General features: G+C 49.4%; 15 protein-coding genes. 4 read left to right on the forward strand and 11 right to left on the reverse strand.

Annotation, left to right across the window (positions count from 1 at the left end; translation table 11 throughout):
• Positions 1 to 21: 21 nt before the first annotated feature.
• Positions 22 to 2,241: a catalase/peroxidase HPI gene (gene katG, locus K0H60_RS17790; protein ID WP_220056559.1), complete on the reverse strand. Its 2,220-nt coding sequence runs from the start codon at positions 2,239 to 2,241 to the stop codon at positions 22 to 24.
• A gap of 381 nt (positions 2,242 to 2,622) precedes the next feature.
• On the opposite strand from katG, the gene K0H60_RS17795 reads away from it, so the two are divergent.
• Both K0H60_RS17795 and K0H60_RS17800 read left to right on the forward strand, forming a co-directional pair.
• Positions 2,623 to 2,874, forward strand: a complete 252-nt coding sequence (locus K0H60_RS17795) for a DUF2999 family protein (RefSeq protein WP_007650566.1) — start codon at positions 2,623 to 2,625, stop codon at positions 2,872 to 2,874.
• Between the two features lie 169 nt (positions 2,875 to 3,043).
• The gene (locus tag K0H60_RS17800) at positions 3,044 to 3,574 is read left to right on the forward strand and encodes a hypothetical protein (RefSeq protein ID WP_220056560.1); all 531 of its coding nucleotides are present in this window, start codon (positions 3,044 to 3,046) and stop codon (positions 3,572 to 3,574) included.
• Between the two features lie 180 nt (positions 3,575 to 3,754).
• Here the strand turns inward: K0H60_RS17800 and K0H60_RS17805 are convergent, their stop codons facing one another.
• From K0H60_RS17805 to K0H60_RS17850, 10 genes are all read right to left on the reverse strand, one after another.
• Positions 3,755 to 4,159, reverse strand: a complete 405-nt coding sequence (locus tag K0H60_RS17805; protein WP_220056561.1) for a carboxymuconolactone decarboxylase family protein — start codon at positions 4,157 to 4,159, stop codon at positions 3,755 to 3,757.
• A gap of 188 nt (positions 4,160 to 4,347) precedes the next feature.
• Positions 4,348 to 5,331, reverse strand: a complete 984-nt coding sequence (locus K0H60_RS17810; RefSeq protein WP_220056562.1) for an HAD family hydrolase — start codon at positions 5,329 to 5,331, stop codon at positions 4,348 to 4,350.
• Between the two features lie 34 nt (positions 5,332 to 5,365).
• A complete protein-coding gene (locus tag K0H60_RS17815) occupies positions 5,366 to 6,784 on the reverse strand; it encodes a hypothetical protein (protein ID WP_220056563.1) in 1,419 nt (472 codons plus the stop codon).
• On the reverse strand, positions 6,781 to 8,502 hold the full coding sequence (locus K0H60_RS17820; protein WP_220056564.1) for a vWA domain-containing protein: 1,722 nt from the start codon (positions 8,500 to 8,502) through the stop codon (positions 6,781 to 6,783). The genes K0H60_RS17815 and K0H60_RS17820 overlap by 4 nt, the downstream gene beginning before the upstream one ends.
• Positions 8,495 to 9,502, reverse strand: coding sequence for a VWA domain-containing protein (locus K0H60_RS17825; RefSeq protein WP_220056565.1), 1,008 nt, complete (start codon positions 9,500 to 9,502; stop codon positions 8,495 to 8,497). Before K0H60_RS17825 ends, K0H60_RS17820 begins: the two co-directional genes overlap by 8 nt.
• Positions 9,489 to 10,007 (reverse strand): DUF4381 domain-containing protein, encoded by a 519-nt coding sequence (locus K0H60_RS17830; RefSeq protein WP_220056566.1) that lies wholly within the window; start codon positions 10,005 to 10,007, stop codon positions 9,489 to 9,491. Before K0H60_RS17830 ends, K0H60_RS17825 begins: the two co-directional genes overlap by 14 nt.
• Positions 10,004 to 10,996 (reverse strand): DUF58 domain-containing protein, encoded by a 993-nt coding sequence (locus K0H60_RS17835; RefSeq protein ID WP_220056567.1) that lies wholly within the window; start codon positions 10,994 to 10,996, stop codon positions 10,004 to 10,006. Before K0H60_RS17835 ends, K0H60_RS17830 begins: the two co-directional genes overlap by 4 nt.
• 5 nt (positions 10,997 to 11,001) lie before the next feature.
• Positions 11,002 to 12,003: an AAA family ATPase gene (locus K0H60_RS17840; RefSeq protein WP_220056568.1), complete on the reverse strand. Its 1,002-nt coding sequence runs from the start codon at positions 12,001 to 12,003 to the stop codon at positions 11,002 to 11,004.
• Entirely contained in the window at positions 11,987 to 13,294 is a 1,308-nt protein-coding gene (locus K0H60_RS17845; protein ID WP_220056569.1) for an anaerobic sulfatase maturase, read from the reverse strand. Before K0H60_RS17845 ends, K0H60_RS17840 begins: the two co-directional genes overlap by 17 nt.
• Positions 13,295 to 13,362: 68 nt before the next feature.
• A complete protein-coding gene (locus tag K0H60_RS17850; RefSeq protein ID WP_220056570.1) occupies positions 13,363 to 14,880 on the reverse strand; it encodes an arylsulfatase in 1,518 nt (505 codons plus the stop codon).
• A gap of 141 nt (positions 14,881 to 15,021) precedes the next feature.
• Between K0H60_RS17850 and K0H60_RS17855 the strand changes: the two genes are divergently transcribed.
• Together K0H60_RS17855 and K0H60_RS17860 are read left to right on the forward strand one after the other, a co-directional pair.
• The gene (locus K0H60_RS17855) at positions 15,022 to 15,867 is read left to right on the forward strand and encodes a LysR family transcriptional regulator (protein ID WP_220056571.1); all 846 of its coding nucleotides are present in this window, start codon (positions 15,022 to 15,024) and stop codon (positions 15,865 to 15,867) included.
• 345 nt (positions 15,868 to 16,212) lie between these two features.
• A complete protein-coding gene (locus K0H60_RS17860) occupies positions 16,213 to 17,499 on the forward strand; it encodes a hypothetical protein (RefSeq protein WP_220056572.1) in 1,287 nt (428 codons plus the stop codon).
• The last annotated feature ends 224 nt before the right edge of the window (positions 17,500 to 17,723 follow it).

Below are 17,723 nucleotides of genomic sequence, written 5' to 3' on the forward strand. Positions count from 1 at the left end.
AAAACCCAGAGTCAATGCCGTTTAGATATCGAAGCGGTCGGCGTTCATCACCTTATTCCAGGCTTTGATAAAGTCTTGCACGAATCTGTCTTGTCCATCTTGGGCACCGTACACTTCAGACACGGCGCGCAGCTCTGAGTGCGAACCAAAGACTAAATCGACGGGAGTTGCGGTCCATTTCAGTTTACCGCTCTTACGATCTTGCCCTTCGTAGATGCCTTCTTGCTTCTCTGACTTGCTCCACTTGGTCGACATATCGAGCAAGTTAACGAAGAAGTCATTGCTTAAGGTGCCAGGTTTGTCGGTAAACACCCCGTGTTTCACGCCTGCGCTGTTGGCATCTAAGGCACGTAGACCACCCACCAGCACAGTCATTTCCGGCACGGTCAGATTAAGCATGTTCGCACGTTCAATCAACATCTCGGCGGGAGAATGGCTGCTGTCCTTCGAGTAGTAGTTACGGAAACCATCGGCCGTTGGCTCAAGTACCGCAAAGGATGACACATCGGTTTGCGCCTGAGTCGCATCCATACGTCCTGGAGTAAATGGCACAGATACAGCCACACCCGCCTCTTTCGCAGCCTTTTCGACCGCCACGCTACCACCGAGAACAATCACATCGGCCAAAGAAACCTTCTTGCCACCTTTCAGTGAACCGTTGAAGTCCTTTTGAACTTTCTCCAATTTAGCCAGCACCTTAGCTAACTCTTTAGGATTGTTCGCCTGCCAGTTCATCATAGGCTCTAAACGAATGCGCGCGCCGTTTGCGCCACCACGCATATCGGTACCGCGGAAGCTGCTGGCCGACGCCCATGCGGTTCTCACTAATTCGGGGACCGTTAAGCCAGAAGCCAAGATTTTGTTACCTAAGGCTTTAATATCGGCGTTATCGATTACTGGGTGATCAAGAGCTGGGATCGGATCCTGCCAAATCAACATTTCTGCTGGTACATCGGCACCTAAGTATCTTGCCTTGGGTCCCATATCGCGGTGAGTAAGCTTAAACCACGCCTTAGCAAAGGCAAGCTCAAACTCTTTTGGATTTTTAAGGAAACGGGTAGTGATTTCGCGATAGCTTGGATCTTCCTTCAGCGCGATATCGCTAGTGAACATAATTGGCGCATGGCGCTTGGATTTATCGTGGGCATCCGGTACTAAGTTAGCCCCTTTGCCATCTTTAGGGATCCACTGAATATGGCCTGCTGGGCTCTTAGTTTGTACCCAATCGAAACCATAGAGATTTTCTAAATACTGCATGGTCCACGCCGTTGGATTAACAGACCAAGCGCCTTCTAAACCGCTGGTAACTGTATCTTCTGAGTGGCCTTTACCGCACTTGTTTTTCCAACCTAAACCTTGTGCCTCAACACCGGAAGCGGCGGGATCGGCACCGACACATTTAGAGGGATCATGCGCGCCGTGTGCCTTACCAAAGGTGTGACCACCCGCGATCAGCGCCACGGTTTCTTCATCATTCATCGCCATACGGCCAAAGGTGTCACGGATTTCCTTCGCCGAGGCTAATGGATCTGGCACACCATTCGGGCCTTCAGGGTTTACATAAATTAAGCCCATTTGGGTCGCGCCCATTGGCTTAGCCAGTTCGCCCTTTTCATTGCGGCGTTTGCTATCGAGCCACGCTTTCTCTGAACCCCAGTTCACCTGTTCCGCTTCCCAGTCGTCGACACGACCACCGGCAAAACCAAAGGTTTTAAAGCCCATAGACTCCAGCGCCACGTTACCCGTAAGCACCATTAAGTCGCCCCACGAAATCTTGCTGCCGTATTTTTGTTTGATAGGCCACAGCAGGCGACGCGCCTTATCTAAGTTCACGTTATCCGGCCAGCTGTTTAATGGCTCGAAACGTTGCTGACCACCGGCTGCACCACCGCGGCCATCAAAAATCCGATAAACACCCGCGCTGTGCCACGCCATACGAATAAAGAAAGGACCATAATGACCATAGTCTGATGGCCACCAATCCTGAGATTCAGTCATCAGGGCTTTGATGTCTTTTTTAACGGCGTCGAGATCTAAGGATTTAAAGGCTTCGGCGTAGTGGTAATCACTACCATAAGGATTTGATTCAACTGCATTTTGACGTAGCGGGCTTAAGTTTAGCTGTTCAGGCCACCAAAATTGATTACCCGTGACTTGCTCTTGTGCGATAGCGGTGCCACCAAATGCCAACGACATCGCCAAAGTCAGCGCTGACAAGCTTGGAATAGTGCTTTTCTTCATGATAATTACCTATTTCTTCTCGTTAAGGACATATCTGCCTGCACAGATGTGTGTCGTTTGTTTGCTGCATTAGGGCAAACATCAACCCCATGTCTCGTTGTGTAAATCTCGGGTAATGCATGAAACCGTCACCACAATCGATGTCAGAAAGTGTAGTGCTGCGTGCTAACTATATGAAATGATTAAAATCGATGATTGGAATCGCCAAAATAGATTAACGATTGTTAATTTATGAAAGGATTATCAAAATACCAGCTTAGGGCAATCCATGCGGTATCAGGTTTACAGCAAATAAGCCGTGACGTTACGGCCGTACCACCACTTAGGCGTAACTGTGATAAAATGGCCGCCGTTTTCTGTTAACTTCGACAAGGTATTGCAATGAATCCCATTATTGCCATCTTAAAAGAACACAATGTCACTGATGCAAAAATTAACGAGCTTTTTCAAGCATTAACCGATAATCCTCTCATGGCGATGGGCATTATTGGTCAGCTTGGGATCCCGCCCGAAAAACTGCAGCAACTGATGGCGTTGGTAATGCAAAATCCTGCGTTAATCAAAGAAGCCGTACTCGAGCTAGGTCTCGATTTCGCTAAGGTTGAAGCCGCCAAGGCGCAGCTACAAAAGTAATATCTCCCAGCCAATCGGCTTAAAAAGGTAAAGCGACATTCGCTTTACCTTTATCTCCTATCCCACGCTGTTACATAAAGATATAAAAACCTTATCGCCCCTCGCGGACAATCTTTGCTAGAGTGTTGTGACATGCCATAGTGGTTAAAAGTGACAACGAGGAAGCAAGATGCGCCCACATACTCCCCTATTAGCACTACTATTGCCCGTATTGTTGCTCGGTTGCCAAGAGCAGACTCAGGCGCAAAATCCGCCGAGTGTGGAACCCGCCGCGCAAAGCTCTGCCAAAACAGACACTGCACAAACAAGCGCAGCTCAAACTGACACGCCCCAAAAAGTGACCTCCGAAGAAAAAACGGTCACTGTGGATAAGCGCGATAGTCCGCAGCTTCATAGTTCTACTGACAAAGGTTTTATCAAGCCAAGTATTTCACCACAAGGAGAAGGCGTAATGCTGCAAGGCACTGTGAGATATATGAATTTAGAAGGTGGATTTTGGGGCATCATCGCCGACGACGGCCAGAAAATATTACCTAAAAATCTGCCTCAGGACTACCGCAAAGACGGATTACGCCTCAGTTTCACCGCACAGGAAATCACAGGCATGATGACCATTCAGCAGTGGGGTACACTGTCGAGTTTGAGTGACATCACGGTTATCGGCCAAGTGGAGAGTCAATCGGCGGATCCACGACTCTAACAAGCGTTGGCCTGAGCGTGAGTCACAAGCTACACCCAAAAATTCAGGCCACACTTATTGAACATTGAACATCGAACAAATAGCATCCCCGCGTTCAGGCAAGGCACCTTAAGTACGCACTGATAAGGCGATGGATTCACACCCGATTGCTCAAAAGATACATGCCAAACGGGTTAAATACTAAGACTGCCCCGCCACCTTGGCCTGCTCAGCCTGCCACTCTTCAATCACTTCTTTTGCCGCCCGAAAGGCCTCAATGCCCGATGGCATACCGCAATACAGGGTTGAATGTAAAAGCACTTCTTGGATTTCCTCCACAGTGCAACCGTTACGCAATGCGCCGCGCACATGGCCTTTCAATTCGGTCGGCGCTTTTAATGCGGCGAGGGTCGCTATGGTCACTAGACTGCGAGTTTGCCGAGAAAGCCCCTCACGCACCCAAACCTCGCCCCAACAGTTCGCCGTCACCAACTCCTGTAATGGACGCGTAAAATCCGTCGCGCTGCTCAAGGCCTTATCGACGAAGCTATCGCCCATCACTGCGCGGCGCACCTCTAACCCTTTCTCGTATTGTTCATCATTCATCTATTCAATCCCCATATTATCCAATCTCAGTTAGCCTACTCTAGGGAAGATAGCGCGTTCACGCCATACTCCTTAGGTGGATGCTAGGGCGCAAAAATAACAATGGGTTTATTCCGATTGGATAAACCCATTCACGACGAACTTTTTTCAAACGATGAGTTTAAAAGCCCATCTGCCAATGTGAGGCTTTAGGGATAAATACGCTTCCAATCGGCTTTCATATCGACCATGGGCCAGCCTTTGGCCGCAGCCTCATCTAAGCCTTTGTTTAACTGACCAATATGGGAGTCACGGTCATATTTCCACTCACGCTTGTCATCGGTATGGTGGATATACATAGGCAAGCGTAGGCCGTCACCTGCCGCGGTCCATTGCAACATGGCCAAGTCGCCATCCGAGTTACCAAAGGCGGCTATGGGTCTGCGGCCTATACGTTCATATATTTCCTGCACTTTCATTTCTTTATCGTCGTTCACTAAGAAATTTGGCATGCGTTTTAATGTCGGCTTACCGTCAACCAAGCTGAACTCGGTCTCAAAGGTGCTGCCCACCACTTGCTCGGGGGGAATATGGTAAACGCCCTCCACCCAAGCCCGCATAAAACCAGTACCGCCGCCGGAGACAATAAAGGTCTTAAAGCCGTTAGCACGCAGGTAATCCAGCAGCTCTAACATAGGTTGGAACACCATTTCGGTGTACTTTTTCCCTGTTGTCGGGTGCTTGGCCGTCGCAATCCAGTCTTTCACTATGGCGTCGAACTCATCCGTAGTCATGCCCGTATGAGTCGCATAGAGGATCTTGATCAGATCATCGGTATGCAGCTTACTCACATCGCCCTTAAGCACACTGGCGTAAGGCTCCTCGGTTTGCCATTCGGGATGGCTTGGGGCCAACGTTTTGAGGCGGTCGAGGGCAAACAACACCTGAAAATACATGGGCTGTTCAGACCATAGGGTGCCGTCGTTGTCGAAGGTCGAGATCCGCTCGGTCTCTGGCACAAAATGTGGGGAGTTTTTATCCGTCACTTGCAGCACAAACTCCGTGATGGCTGCCTTGGCCTTGCCATCGTTCCAGGATGCCAAAGGGTCGCTTTGGGCCGCGTAAGCTTGCCCCACCAGCAACATACTAACGAGTAACAATATCCAATTGCGGTATAGTCGTATGATTCTCACAGGGTATCTCCTTATTACGATCTGTAATGTCCCTCTATGACTCAGAGGTTTTGGGTTCAGATAACGCTTTTCCTGCTGCTACTTTTTCAGTTAGGAAGGGTTGTTTCTCTAATTCGACGAGCGCCTTAGGTAAGGCTAACCCCATTCTGGCTCGCTTAATACGCTTCCACAGGTAGATAAAATCCGCCCGACGAGTCGCATTGGTTTGTAGCCTCAAAGCCGCAGCTTGCCAATCTGGCTCTGTCGATACCGCCGTCATCGCCAGTAAGTGTTTGCGCCGACGTAAGCGTCGGTACAAGAGTACTCGACAGGTTTGCCACTCACCTCGGCGCAGAGCGCGGTAAAACACTAACCACACGGGAATGGGATGGGTTTGGTAATACACTCTCCCCCTGCGCATCAATAACCCCAATATCGCCGCGCTTAACAGCAGGGTGAACAGTGTCCATGCGTGGTACTTCAACCAAGAACTCAGGGTATGCTTGACCTTAATCGTCTTCCCTTCCAGCACTATCTGCTCCAACTGACCGCTTTGAGTGTTCCACCACCAGAGTCGATACTCGGGCCAGCTCACATCGCCGCCATGTTGCAACACATAGGTTTGACTATCGATTCGGCTCGACACATAACCTTCACGGCTTTGTTTATCCACAAGCTCGGGCGAACTGGGATACAGCTTCCAATCGGGAGAAGCTTGCGTCGGCATAAGATTGGGCAGCAACACAGATAGTGAATCATTGGCCTCAATGTTAATGGTGCGCACTAGGCTGTCCCCTACTTTGAGCACCTCAGCCTCATTTGGGCTCCATTCCTGCAGCACTTTGACATTCGATGCCGCAAACCAGGCTTTGTGACTCCCAAGCTCGGCACTGGGCAGAGCCACCCGAAATCCCATTGCAGGCGTTGTGAACGTGACGGCTTGTTTGTCGCCATTGACGCCAGCCACCTGAGTGATAACTGTAGCTTCTGGCACGCTAAAGTCACCGCTGGCTTGTGGATAGAGGGCGATTTCCCAGCGCTGCCGTGACCAAGTTTGGCCGTTTTCCTGCTCGGTATAGTTAACGGCAAAGGTATTGCGTTGCTTCACTAACACATTGGGGATTTCAATGCCCTTTATCTGAGTGCCCGAGGTAAACCAACGATTGGTCGACACCTCAATCTGCAACAAGATCTGCTCCGTGGGCGCCCATAGCTTTTCAGTTCCATCCGGTTTTTCACCCAACCAGGCCTTCACTTTGACCGCTGTGGCCGGCTCGGTTGGTAGGGCATCGTCCATCTGCGCATGGGCATGGGTTGCGAGCAGCAAACCATTCAGTATCAAGCTGATGAACATCAAAGCGATGACTCTTCTGGCCATCAATCTCACACCGTCGATGACAGGCCTTATCGGCACTCGCACTCTGCTGCCAGATAGCGTTTTGTCGCGGCTCAGTGCACTGATTGCATAACTCATGGCTGCAATCCTCCCTTGGCGTTATCGGTACCTTGTTCGCCCTTAGGTTGCAGATTTTGCAGCTGAAACTTCGCCCGCAAAAATTGTTCGGGATTGGCCTCGACTCGCTTAAGCCAAACTTCAGCCAATTTAGGATCGCCCAACATCTGCTCCGCCGTCAGGTTTTGCGACTGCATTTTATCCTGTGAGGTTTGTTCATCGGCGCCTTCGGCGGTCTGCGGCTGATCGTCCGGCAACTCGATGGAGGTTTCCTGATCGTCCATACTGTTGGCTTGGGAGGCACTCGCTTGATTGATTTCATCTATAAGCCCCTCAATAACCTTAAGATTATGTTCGATATCGGCTTTGAGTTCGGGAGCAATATCCTGCTTTTTCGCCAGCGTCCTCAAGAGCTTACGCGCCGCAATATATTCCCGCTGCCGCGCTAATGCGCTGGCGGCGTAATAGGCGCCAAGATCGGTTTGGACCTGCATAAAGGCCGAATGGGCAAGCTTATACTCACCGCCATAGTAGTAGGCGATGCCCTTGTTGAGCACCGAATGGTAAACCGCTGCCGCCTTAGCAAATTCGCCCTGATTAAACCAGAATGCGCCTTGTTGATCCGGCGTTAGCCACAGATCCAACCACCATTGCCAACTCCGCTCGGCAAAGCTGACTTGTGTCACTTGGATCTCGGTGGCCGCCTTAGAAACGGTGATTTCGGCATAGGCCTGTTGCGGCGCAATACTTGGTAGCGTTAAGGCTAACACTAGGCTCCACTTCACCAACCAGCCCCGACGAAACCACAACAAACTGAGCAAAGCTAAGGGCCAAAGTAACCAATAGCCCTCATCTAACCAAGGCATGCTGGAGTCACTATTGAGCATGCTAAAGCGTTCAATTTTGCGCTCAAGTGCCTGAATATCCGCATCATCTATCGTTAGACGATACAGACTACCGCCCGTGCTATCGGCCAAGTTGGCCAAGGAGTCAACATCCACTGGCACCTGCGATTGAACATCGGGATCGCCGATCGCCAAGATCAACAGTTGATAGGGAGGCTGTTCAAACTGCTCGGTAAAATACCGCTCAAACGCATCGATAGTGAGTTGGTCAACGCCGTCCGTGAGCAGTAAGACACTGTTGCCCGCATTTGCGGGTAATTGCTCAGCGAGCTGACTCAGTGCTGTTTGCGCCGCCTTGCCCGATAACGGCATCACCTCAGGGCTGATCGCCTCAAGGTAAGGCTGCAACACCTTAGCGTCGCTGGTGACGGGCATAGCCACATGGGCGCTGCCCGCAAACACCATCAACCCCGTCTTACCGCCGCTTCGCGCCGCGATTAAATCCAAGATCTTATGTTTAGCGCGGCTGAGTCTATCCGGTGCCACGTCTTGCTGTTTCATACTCTCACTGCTGTCGAGTAACACCAACAGCGCGGCATCGTCCTCGCCGAAGGGCGACGCTTCGCGCTCCCAGGTCGGTCCCGCACAGATAATCACCGCCAATAACAGCAATAACATTAAGATTTTCAAAGGTAACTGACTACGCCAACCGCCTTGATTCAGTGTAAGCGCACTGCGTAAATGGTTGGGGAAAAACACCAGCCGTTGCTGCACATCATCCCGGCGCCAACGCAGCATCAGCACAATGGCGAGTGGAATGAGGGTTAATAACCAGAGTGGCCGAATAAAATGAAACTGCGCCAACATTTGCAGTTCTAAATGCCAATCACTCATTGGCCACCTCGGAGCGGCTAAACATTTGCCGCAGCGTCATCCAACTGAAAATCAACAAATGCAGGGCGAGTACGATGGCAATCAGGTAGTAATGCAGGGTAATTTTCGGGCGGAAACTGGCACTGCTGTATTGCTGCGGCTCCAGCTTATCGATCAGCTGATACGCCTTATCCAATTCCGCTTGATCGATAGCGATAAAGGCGCGCGCCTGAGTGAGCTGCGACACCCTTTGGACCACCTCCATATCCATTGGCTGCTCGCCCACATGGGTTGGATCGCCCATGGCGATAGTGTAAATCTTGATGCCCCTTGCGGCGGCAATCTTGGCGGCATCCACGGGTTCGACAAAACTGCCGGTATCGTTACCATCGGTCAGCACTATCATCACCTGCTGCTCCGATGGCTGTGGATTTTGCTCGAACACTTTAATGCCAAGACCAATCGCATCGCCAAGATGAGTGCTCTGCCCAGCCATCCCCGTTTGCGCCTCCTCTAGCAAGCTTAACCACACCTGCTGATCGGCGGTAAATGGCGTTTGGATAAAGGCGGCATCCCCAAACAAAATCAGTCCAAACCTATCGCCACTGCGTTTGGCGATAAATGTTTTTAAGACGTTTTTCGCCGCATTTAAGCGGGTTAAGGTATTGCCATCGGCGGTGGTAAAATCCGCCTCATCCATGGAGCCAGACAAGTCGACCAACATCAGGACGTCACGCCCGAAGGCTTCGCGGGTTTGCACTTCACCTAAGATGCTAGGCTTAGCCAATGCAGTGACAATCAACAGCCAAGAGAGGATCAGCATGCCCCGCTGCCAATGCTTTGGGCTAAGCAGGCCAGCGGCAACTTTGGGAGTCTCGTTCAATGCCCGTAGGATTTCGGTAAAGAACGGCACTTTGATTGCGTCTTCGCGGCTGCGGTACGCGGGCACAAACCAGTACACCAGCACGGGCAGCGGCAACAGGATAAACGCCCAAGGATAGGCAAACTCAAGCTGATCCATGGCGAGCCTCCGGCAATTGATGCCCGCTTAACCACTGGCTTAGCCCTTGGCGCACAGCGCTAAACTCAGGGCGAGCGGCATGAGGATCTTCAAGGCATTTTAGCCACTGCTGAAACGATTCATCGTTCGCTAAGTGAGCTTTTGCATGGTAGCGCCCCATCTGATCGAGCAAGGGAGCACCGTAGAGGGAGGCGTTTTTCGGCTCCAAGTAAACCATCACGATTTTAATAATCTTCATCATCTGCGTCGGCCAATGCGGATCCTCCGCCGACAGACTCTGCAAGGCCGTTATCGCCTCTTGGCGGTAACGGTTACGCCACCAGAAAATCCCCTTGAGATACAGTCGATAACCCAGATACAGCAGCAATACCAGCAGCAATATCTGCCAGCCCAGAGTCTGTGGCCACCAGCTCACAGGATCGGGCTGAGCCACATCTTTTAACTCCCTCAGCATATAGCTACTAGGAGGAGACTGAGTTGCGCCAAGCAGTAAGATTGCTGTCATTGGATATCACTCAGGGTACGAGCAAGTTGCAGCAGATGATTGCCCTGAGTGCCGATTTCAATAAAGGGCATACGCTGCATCGCCATCAGATTTTTGAGTTGGGTTTGTTTTTCAAGATATTGTTTTTGTAGCGCCTTGTTTACCTCGGCCGTTTGTTGCCCCTTCTGTAATGCCAACTGATATTGGCCATCACCCACCACCCAAGTGCTGCTGACACTGTCCTCGGGCACATGGGTTTCCATCGGATCCGAGATAAAAATACACAGCACATCATTATGCTGCTGCAGGTACTTTAACTGTTTGAGGGATTGGTTATCGGCATCGGCAAAGTCGCTGACAATCACTAGCGTTGCGGCCTTGAGCCTGCGCTGACTTAAGATTTGCATCCACAGGGCGAAGCTCACCCGTTTGCTATCTCGGCTCGCCGCACTCAGGGAATGATTGGCTTGGATAAGCCTATCTAATCCCATTAAAAAATGCGCCGTACCACGCTTTGCCGAGCACCAATGCAGCTGCTGAGTCGCGGATATCAATAGCCCAACCCTGTCGTTATTTGCCAGCGCGAGCCAGCCCATTAAGGCCGCAATTTCGGCAGCCACGACGGATTTCATATGGCTCACCGAGCCAAAATACATGGAGCTACGTTGGTCGACGCAGAGGATCACTTGGCGATCTTTCTCTTCGGTGTAACTGCGCACATGGGGCTTACCCGTGCGCTGGGTGACTTTCCAATCCATTTGGCGAATATCATCACCCAGTTGGTAGTGGCGCAGCTCCTCAAAGTTCAGCCCGCGTCCCCGTTGGTGCGATTGATAACGGCCAGAAAGATGCGCCCGCGAGTAACGCAGGCTAAGCAGTTTGATTTGCGTCGTCTGCCCCTGCAATCGCACCAGTTGCTGCAAACTGGCATAGATACGGGGATCCTCTTGCTTAGCAGAGGATAGGGACGACTGAGATCGAGAGGATGCGGCAATAGATGCGAGCGCCATAGCCGTTATCCAATACTGACCACATCGAGCAGTTCGTGCACCAGATCGCGCTGATTGACCCCGTCCGCTAATGCCTCATAGGAGAGGCTCAACCTATGGCTCAACACTAAAATCGCCACCTCACGCACATCGTCCACCAGCACATGGTCACGGCCATTGAGCCAAGCCAAGGCACGGGCACATTTATCCAACGCAATAGATGCCCGAGGGCTGGCACCAATCATCAGCCAACTGGCTAACTTAGACTGGGGATATTGCTCGGGCTGGCGCGTCGCCATCACTAAATCGATAATATAGTTCTCCACCATATCCGATAGCGTCACGGCCGCAATTTGCTGCCGCGCCTTGAGAATACTGGCGGGATCGATTGTGATGGTTTGTGGTTTATCGGCGCTAAAAACGCCGTTCTCCTCACTGCGAACGAGGCGCACTATGTCACGCTCGGCTTCTTTTGTGGGGTATTCCACCGACGCTTTGATCAGAAAACGGTCCATCTGCGCTTCGGGCAGCGGATAAGTGCCTTCCTGCTCGATGGGGTTTTGTGTTGCCAGCACCATAAAGAGTTCAGGCAGCACATGGGTTTGCCCTGCCACGGTAATAGTGCCTTCGGCCATAGCCTCTAACAGTGCCGCCTGCACCTTTGCGGGGGCACGGTTAATTTCATCGGCCAGCACAATTTGGTTAAATACTGGCCCCGGCTGAAACCTGAGTGTCGATTTACCCTCAGCCTCGTGGAGCACCTCAGTGCCCGTGACATCGGAGGGCAAGAGATCCGGCGTAAACTGGATCCTGCCATAGGAAATCGCCAAGGCATTGGCCAAGGCTTTAACCGAGCGGGTTTTGGCCGTTCCGGGCAAACCTTCGAGCAGCACATGACCGCTGCAAAGTAAGCCCAAAATCAGACTGCGGATCACTGTGCGTTGCCCAACGACTTGAGATTCAACCTGTTCAATTAAGGCGAGAATATCCCCGTGGGCACGTGTTTGTGTGTTAGCCATTGGTTCCATGTGGTTGTCCTAGCAATACGGCCAATCCCGTGAGAATCGGCAACGAATAATCGAAAAATGCTTTAATCCCTGGACACAGATAATTGAGCCCTTCTTCCCCATCTGGGGTTTTCAGCAGGCGATTTTTAGGGCATTCGCCCCAACAGAGTTTGAGATAAGGGCAGTCTTTACAGTATTGGGGTAACGAATCACGCTTGGCTAAGCCGAAGGTTAATTGCCGGGTCGAGAACGCCATTTCATTGAGTGGGCGCTCGTGCACATTGGCAATCTTATATTCGGGGTAAACGTAATGGTCACAACTAAAGACATCGCCATTATGTTCAATGGCTAAGCCCTTACCGCAAAACTCAGCGGTAATACAAAGCTGCGCCGGTTTGCCCATCACTTGGGCGACCGCCGTCTCAAACAGGTTAACCAGCACTCGGCCAAGGTCGTTGTTGATCCACTCTTCAAAGGTGACGATGAGGAACTTGCCCCAGTCATCGGCATCGACTGACCAATCCGTCACCACCGACATAGGATGCCCAGGTTTCGCCAGCTCACTGCCGACCGTGGGTATCATGCTGCTGTTCCAAAACTGTGGCGCCGTGGTTTTAAAATCGCTAGGTTCGACCACAGGATTGAACTGGATATAGGTCGCACCCAACTCTTTGGTGACAAAGCGGTAAACTTCGAGCGGATACTTTACATTGTGGCGGTTAACCGTCACTAAGGCGTTAAAACGCACCTTGTATTGTTTGAGTTTTTCGACCGCGGCCATCACTAAATGAAAGGTAGGCTTGCCGCTGCGGGTCACACGATATTTGTTATGGAGTTCTTCGGGACCGTCGATGGATAACCCCACGAGGAAATTATGCTCGGCAAGAAACTGGCACCATTCATCGTTTAATAGAATGCCGTTGGTTTGCAGATCGTTTTCAATCTTAACGCCTAGGGGCCGATATTTTTCCTGTAGCTGAACTACCTTGCGAAAATAGTCCACGCCTAACAGGGTCGGCTCGCCACCCTGCCATGAGAATACGATTTCGTCGCCATCTTGGCTTTCGATATAACCTTTAACAAAGGCTTCGAGGGTCGCATCATCCATCTCTGGTTGCTTAGGTTGATGCAATAAGCCTTCTTTGTGCAGATAAAAACAATATTGGCAATCGATGTTACATTTCGCCCCACCGGGCTTTGCCATCACGTGGAAACGACGTTGGTAATCGGGATGCTCTCCAAGCGCCTTTGCAGCTGATTTTAACGGTACGACATCGAGTATTGTTGATGCTCGCATTGAAGTTTTTGCCATGCAGACTTCCTTGTATTGGCTGACGTTTAGATAAACGTCAGCCAATTTCTATTTAAAAAACAGCTTGTTTATCTTGGAACAAACGTACCAGCTTCCATCCTCGGTGGGAACTCTTTAAAGCTTTCCATGACTTCACCGACCTTAGCCATGGCGGGGCCCATCAAGAATGCACGTTCGTACATCCAAGTGTTGTAGCCCATACCTTTGTCACCCTTCTCAAATGGATCGACACTGAGGTCGAAAATCAAAGGTACACGCAACTTAGTGAATGGATATTGCCAAACCGCAAAGCCCGTTTCATGTTCTTGGATCATGAAGTGGAACTTGTATTGGTTGTAACGCAATGCCAATAAGTCACCGTCATCACTCCAGTAAACGAACTCTTTACGAGCCGATTCTTGGGTCTTATCGGTGAAATAAGGCAGTTGGTTGTAACCATCGAGGTGCACTTTGTAGGTTTGTTTACCGACCTTTTTACCCTTGAGTAATTCTTTCTCAACCCCTTCACCGCCCGCTGCGGCGACTAAGGTTGGGAAAAAGTCTTCCAAGGAGACAATACCGTTTTTAGTGGTTCCCGGCTTGATGTGTCCAGGCCATTTGATCATGCCGGGCACACGGAATGCACCTTCCCAACCGGTGTTTTTCTCACTGCGGAAGGGCGTCACACCCGCATCAGGCCACATGTCGACCATTGGACCGTTATCCGAGGTGTAGATGATGATAGTGTTATCATCAATACCCAGATCTTTAATCTTCTTCAGTAATTTACCCACCTCATCGTCGTGCTGCTTCATACCATCGGCATAGAATCCGGCACCGGTTTTACCGGCATAGGAGTCTGGCACGTGGGTATAGTTGTGCATACGAGTAGTGTTAAACCAAGTGAAGAAGGGTTTATCGGCCTTAACTTGCTTCTCGATAAAGGCTCCAGCCGCATCGAGGAACTCGCCATCGACGGTTTCCATACGCTTACGGGTTAGTGGGCCTGTATCTTCGATTTTGCCATCGGCATAGGAATGGATAACGCCGCGAGGGCCAAACTTCTTACGGAAGGCAGGATCTTTAGGATAATCAACGTTTTCGGGCTCTTCTTCGGCATTGAGGTGGTACAAGTTACCAAAGAACTCGTCGAAACCATGGTTAGTCGGCAAATGCTCGTCGCGATCGCCTAAGTGGTTTTTACCAAATTGGCCCGTGGCATAACCTAAATTTTTTAGCATAGTGGCAATTGTGGGATCTTTTTCGCTAATCCCTTCAGGCGCGCCTGGCATACCGACTTTAGAGAGACCTGTACGCTTAGGCATTTGGCCTGTAATAAAAGCACTACGACCCGCGGTAGAACTCTGCTGGGCATAGAAGTTAGTAAACTTAGTTCCTTCTGCGGCAATACTGTCAATATTGGGCGTGCTATATGCCAACATTCCATTGTTGTAGGTACTTAAGTTCCAGTAACCCACATCATCACCAAAAATAACTAGAATATTTGGTTTATCTGCAGCATAGGCTGTCACTGACGCGGCGCCCAAAGCCAATGTGCAAGCATTTAGCACAAACTTATTTGAGCGCGGTTTTTTTCCTGTACTCATAAAGACTCCATTTTTTACGGTGGGTGGTTATCTCATCTCGCACAAAATATAAACATCCCATCCAGATTAGGCGCAAAATGCACAAGAAACAATCAACAAAATGTTTTACGATACATAAATCAAATTTATGAATTGAAGATTATGGATTTAAATTTAGTACGTACATTTTTAGTGGTGGCAGAGTGCCAGTCCTATACCAAGGCTGCCGAACGTATGCAATTAACCCAGCCCGCTATTAGCGCGGCCATTAAACGACTAGAAAAACTCTACGGTGAAAATCTCTTTATCAAGCAAGGGCGAGGCATAGAACTCTCCAGTAAAGGGCAGCAACTTATCCCCGCATTTCGTCAAGCTGTCAGTATTATCGAAAATGCGATGAATATGCGAAAGCAGTTTAATGTTTACTGTAATGAGTCGCTGATAAACACCTTATTCCCCATTGATAACATTAATTTGCAAGAATCTCCGCCGGAGAAAAACCAGCTGTTTGAACACCTACGCCAAGAGAAAACCGACATTATTGTCGATAGTATGTTGACCCGAGACAGTGCATTTATGGTGGAGGAAATTCTCTTAGAGCCCTTAGTGGTGATTTGCCGAAAAGACCATCCACGAATTCAGCAAAGCATCACCAAAGACGCCTTTTATCGTGAAGAGCATGTGTTTTATAGCGGCACGTGGGAAAAGATCCGCGGCTTTGAACTCTTTGCCAACGAACCCATTGAAGAACGCAAAATGGCATTAATCTGTCATTCGATTGCCAGTATTGCCTTGAATATTTCTCAGAGTGATTCAATTGCCGTTATCGCCCGCTCCTTTGCCGAACAATGGGCCGCAAAATTAAATCTGCAAATATTAACTTGCCCCATTAATACCGATTTAATTCCCTATCATTTGGTTTATCACAAACGACAAATTAAAAATCCCCTACATAAAAAAATTAGAGAAGAAATAAAAGCCAAGATAAAGGCTTTACATAGGCAATAATTGCTAATTCGAGCTTCAACAATGGGTGTCAATGTAACCATTGCACCCGTAAAACACTTCCCAGAAATACAGTTGCAGTATGAGCGTCGCAGATGAATCTATAACGCTACCCTTTACATAAATTCAATCTCAAGTTTAACTTTTTGCCGTTTCTTAGGTACTATGGGTTTGTTTATTATCAAGTTATGAATGGATTCTGCTGATAAAGCCCCCGCACAATAAGCTCAGTTTCCACCTAGTCCCAGTCTTGATTGGGATGCGATTAACAAGATACGAACCATTTTTAACAACGCGACATTACACTCGCCGATACACAGTAAATTGGTAGAAATAAGGATGCTTTCTATGAACAAAGGACTGATTCTCTCAGCCATACTCCTTGGCAGCTCTTCTCACTTGGCCCTCGCACAGACATGCGATGTCGAGATCAAAGGTGAAGTTCCGGCTCACATCAGCCTAGATAAACTGTTTGTCTCAGTCTATCAGCGGGATATTCCCGTAAGTGCACATCAATTTAGTGTCTGTGCCACCAAGAAAGATCTCAATGTCACAGGCCAACATAACCCCAATAATAAGGTTTATCTGGTCGATAAGAGCATGGATACACCACTTTACCTTTATAGCAGCCTAGTGTTTGTGCAAACCAAGCATATAGAGTTAGACAGCATTTCAACACTGGCTAACTACGCCTGCGATAGCCGCTGCGGTTACTACTCACACCAAAGGGTCCAAGATGATGCAGCACTAATATCACTCGCTCAGCAATACAGCCAAATTGATGCAAAAGCCAAAGCCGAACGCTCCGCTTTCACCCTTAAACATCAAGCAGCACTCAGCCAGCTGTATACTAAGGTGGCTGATATAAAAGCACTCGATGCAAACCGCATGACCGAAATCAACAATCCAGATCTCTGGGTCGACCCTTATAGCGGCGCGGGATTATTCTTTGAGAGTAAAGCCAACTTACAATCCACAGCATTTATGGAAGGGATTGGTGACAACATCCGCAACATCATGAATCAAAACCCCGATCTCAAACCACTAGTCACCCCCCACAAGAAAGATTTAAGAGTAATTGCAGAAGGCCGCTTAAGCTGGGAGCAAAAAGGTGAGGCTATCGACGCGCTGGCCGCACAGTTTAAAACCTACAATCAGCCGAAACTCGACGAAATCATCAAAATCCTTAAAGACAGCTACCAAAATGCATCCCCTATCTACCAAGATTATTTGTCGAACAAGGATAAAACGCCCTTTGCAGCGCTTAACCAAGCCGACAGCACGTTTGAACTCGTGCTCGCCAACTGGACGCTAGCCGCCTACAGTCATAGCAAAGATAAACCAAAGTTCTCCGCCCTTTTTAGCGAGCGCTTTAAACAAGAACGGTTGCCAATACAAGATAAGGCACTGGATAGCGCCCTCTCTCGCCTTATCACACTCCCTAATCACTTAGGTCAGCAGAAATTGGCCGATGGTTATAAAAATATCCAAATTGAGTTTAAGGACAGGCTCAGTCCTTCCAACGAACGCTATGACTTTAAAGATGATCTACAGAGCCTAAGCTTTATCTATGAGCAAGGCGCATGGCGACTGGACAACCTAAGCCAAGTACCAATGAATCACTATGAGCTATAGAAGCGATTGTTAGTAATCCTCTAGGGCAGATGAACTTAAATCGTTCGGATTTATTTATCAGTGGATATAAGCCTAAACTTATATCCACTCCAAATGCGAACACCTGAGACCGGCGTAACTCTTCACTCAATGGTTACACCAAAACTGGCATTGTTGCACCAGTGACCTTCTAAAACATGGATGTTTTAGCAGAGCCTACAGGGATGTATCTACGGCGAGTCACT

This window comes from Shewanella mangrovisoli (assembly GCF_019457635.1).
GTDB classification, from domain to species: domain Bacteria; phylum Pseudomonadota; class Gammaproteobacteria; order Enterobacterales; family Shewanellaceae; genus Shewanella; species Shewanella mangrovisoli.

Coding starts and splice junctions, on each gene's coding strand:
- katG (WP_220056559.1), bottom strand. CDS start 2,241: ATGAAGAAAAGCACTATTCCAAGCTTGTCAGCGCTGACTTTGGCGATG.
- K0H60_RS17795 (WP_007650566.1), top strand. CDS start 2,623: ATGAATCCCATTATTGCCATCTTAAAAGAACACAATGTCACTGATGCA.
- K0H60_RS17800 (WP_220056560.1), top strand. CDS start 3,044: ATGCGCCCACATACTCCCCTATTAGCACTACTATTGCCCGTATTGTTG.
- K0H60_RS17805 (WP_220056561.1), bottom strand. CDS start 4,159: ATGAATGATGAACAATACGAGAAAGGGTTAGAGGTGCGCCGCGCAGTG.
- K0H60_RS17815 (WP_220056563.1), bottom strand. CDS start 6,784: ATGAGTTATGCAATCAGTGCACTGAGCCGCGACAAAACGCTATCTGGC.
- K0H60_RS17820 (WP_220056564.1), bottom strand. CDS start 8,502: ATGAGTGATTGGCATTTAGAACTGCAAATGTTGGCGCAGTTTCATTTT.
- K0H60_RS17825 (WP_220056565.1), bottom strand. CDS start 9,502: ATGGATCAGCTTGAGTTTGCCTATCCTTGGGCGTTTATCCTGTTGCCG.
- K0H60_RS17830 (WP_220056566.1), bottom strand. CDS start 10,007: ATGACAGCAATCTTACTGCTTGGCGCAACTCAGTCTCCTCCTAGTAGC.
- K0H60_RS17835 (WP_220056567.1), bottom strand. CDS start 10,996: ATGGCGCTCGCATCTATTGCCGCATCCTCTCGATCTCAGTCGTCCCTA.
- K0H60_RS17840 (WP_220056568.1), bottom strand. CDS start 12,003: ATGGAACCAATGGCTAACACACAAACACGTGCCCACGGGGATATTCTC.
- K0H60_RS17845 (WP_220056569.1), bottom strand. CDS start 13,294: ATGGCAAAAACTTCAATGCGAGCATCAACAATACTCGATGTCGTACCG.
- K0H60_RS17850 (WP_220056570.1), bottom strand. CDS start 14,880: ATGAGTACAGGAAAAAAACCGCGCTCAAATAAGTTTGTGCTAAATGCT.
- K0H60_RS17855 (WP_220056571.1), top strand. CDS start 15,022: ATGGATTTAAATTTAGTACGTACATTTTTAGTGGTGGCAGAGTGCCAG.
- K0H60_RS17860 (WP_220056572.1), top strand. CDS start 16,213: ATGAACAAAGGACTGATTCTCTCAGCCATACTCCTTGGCAGCTCTTCT.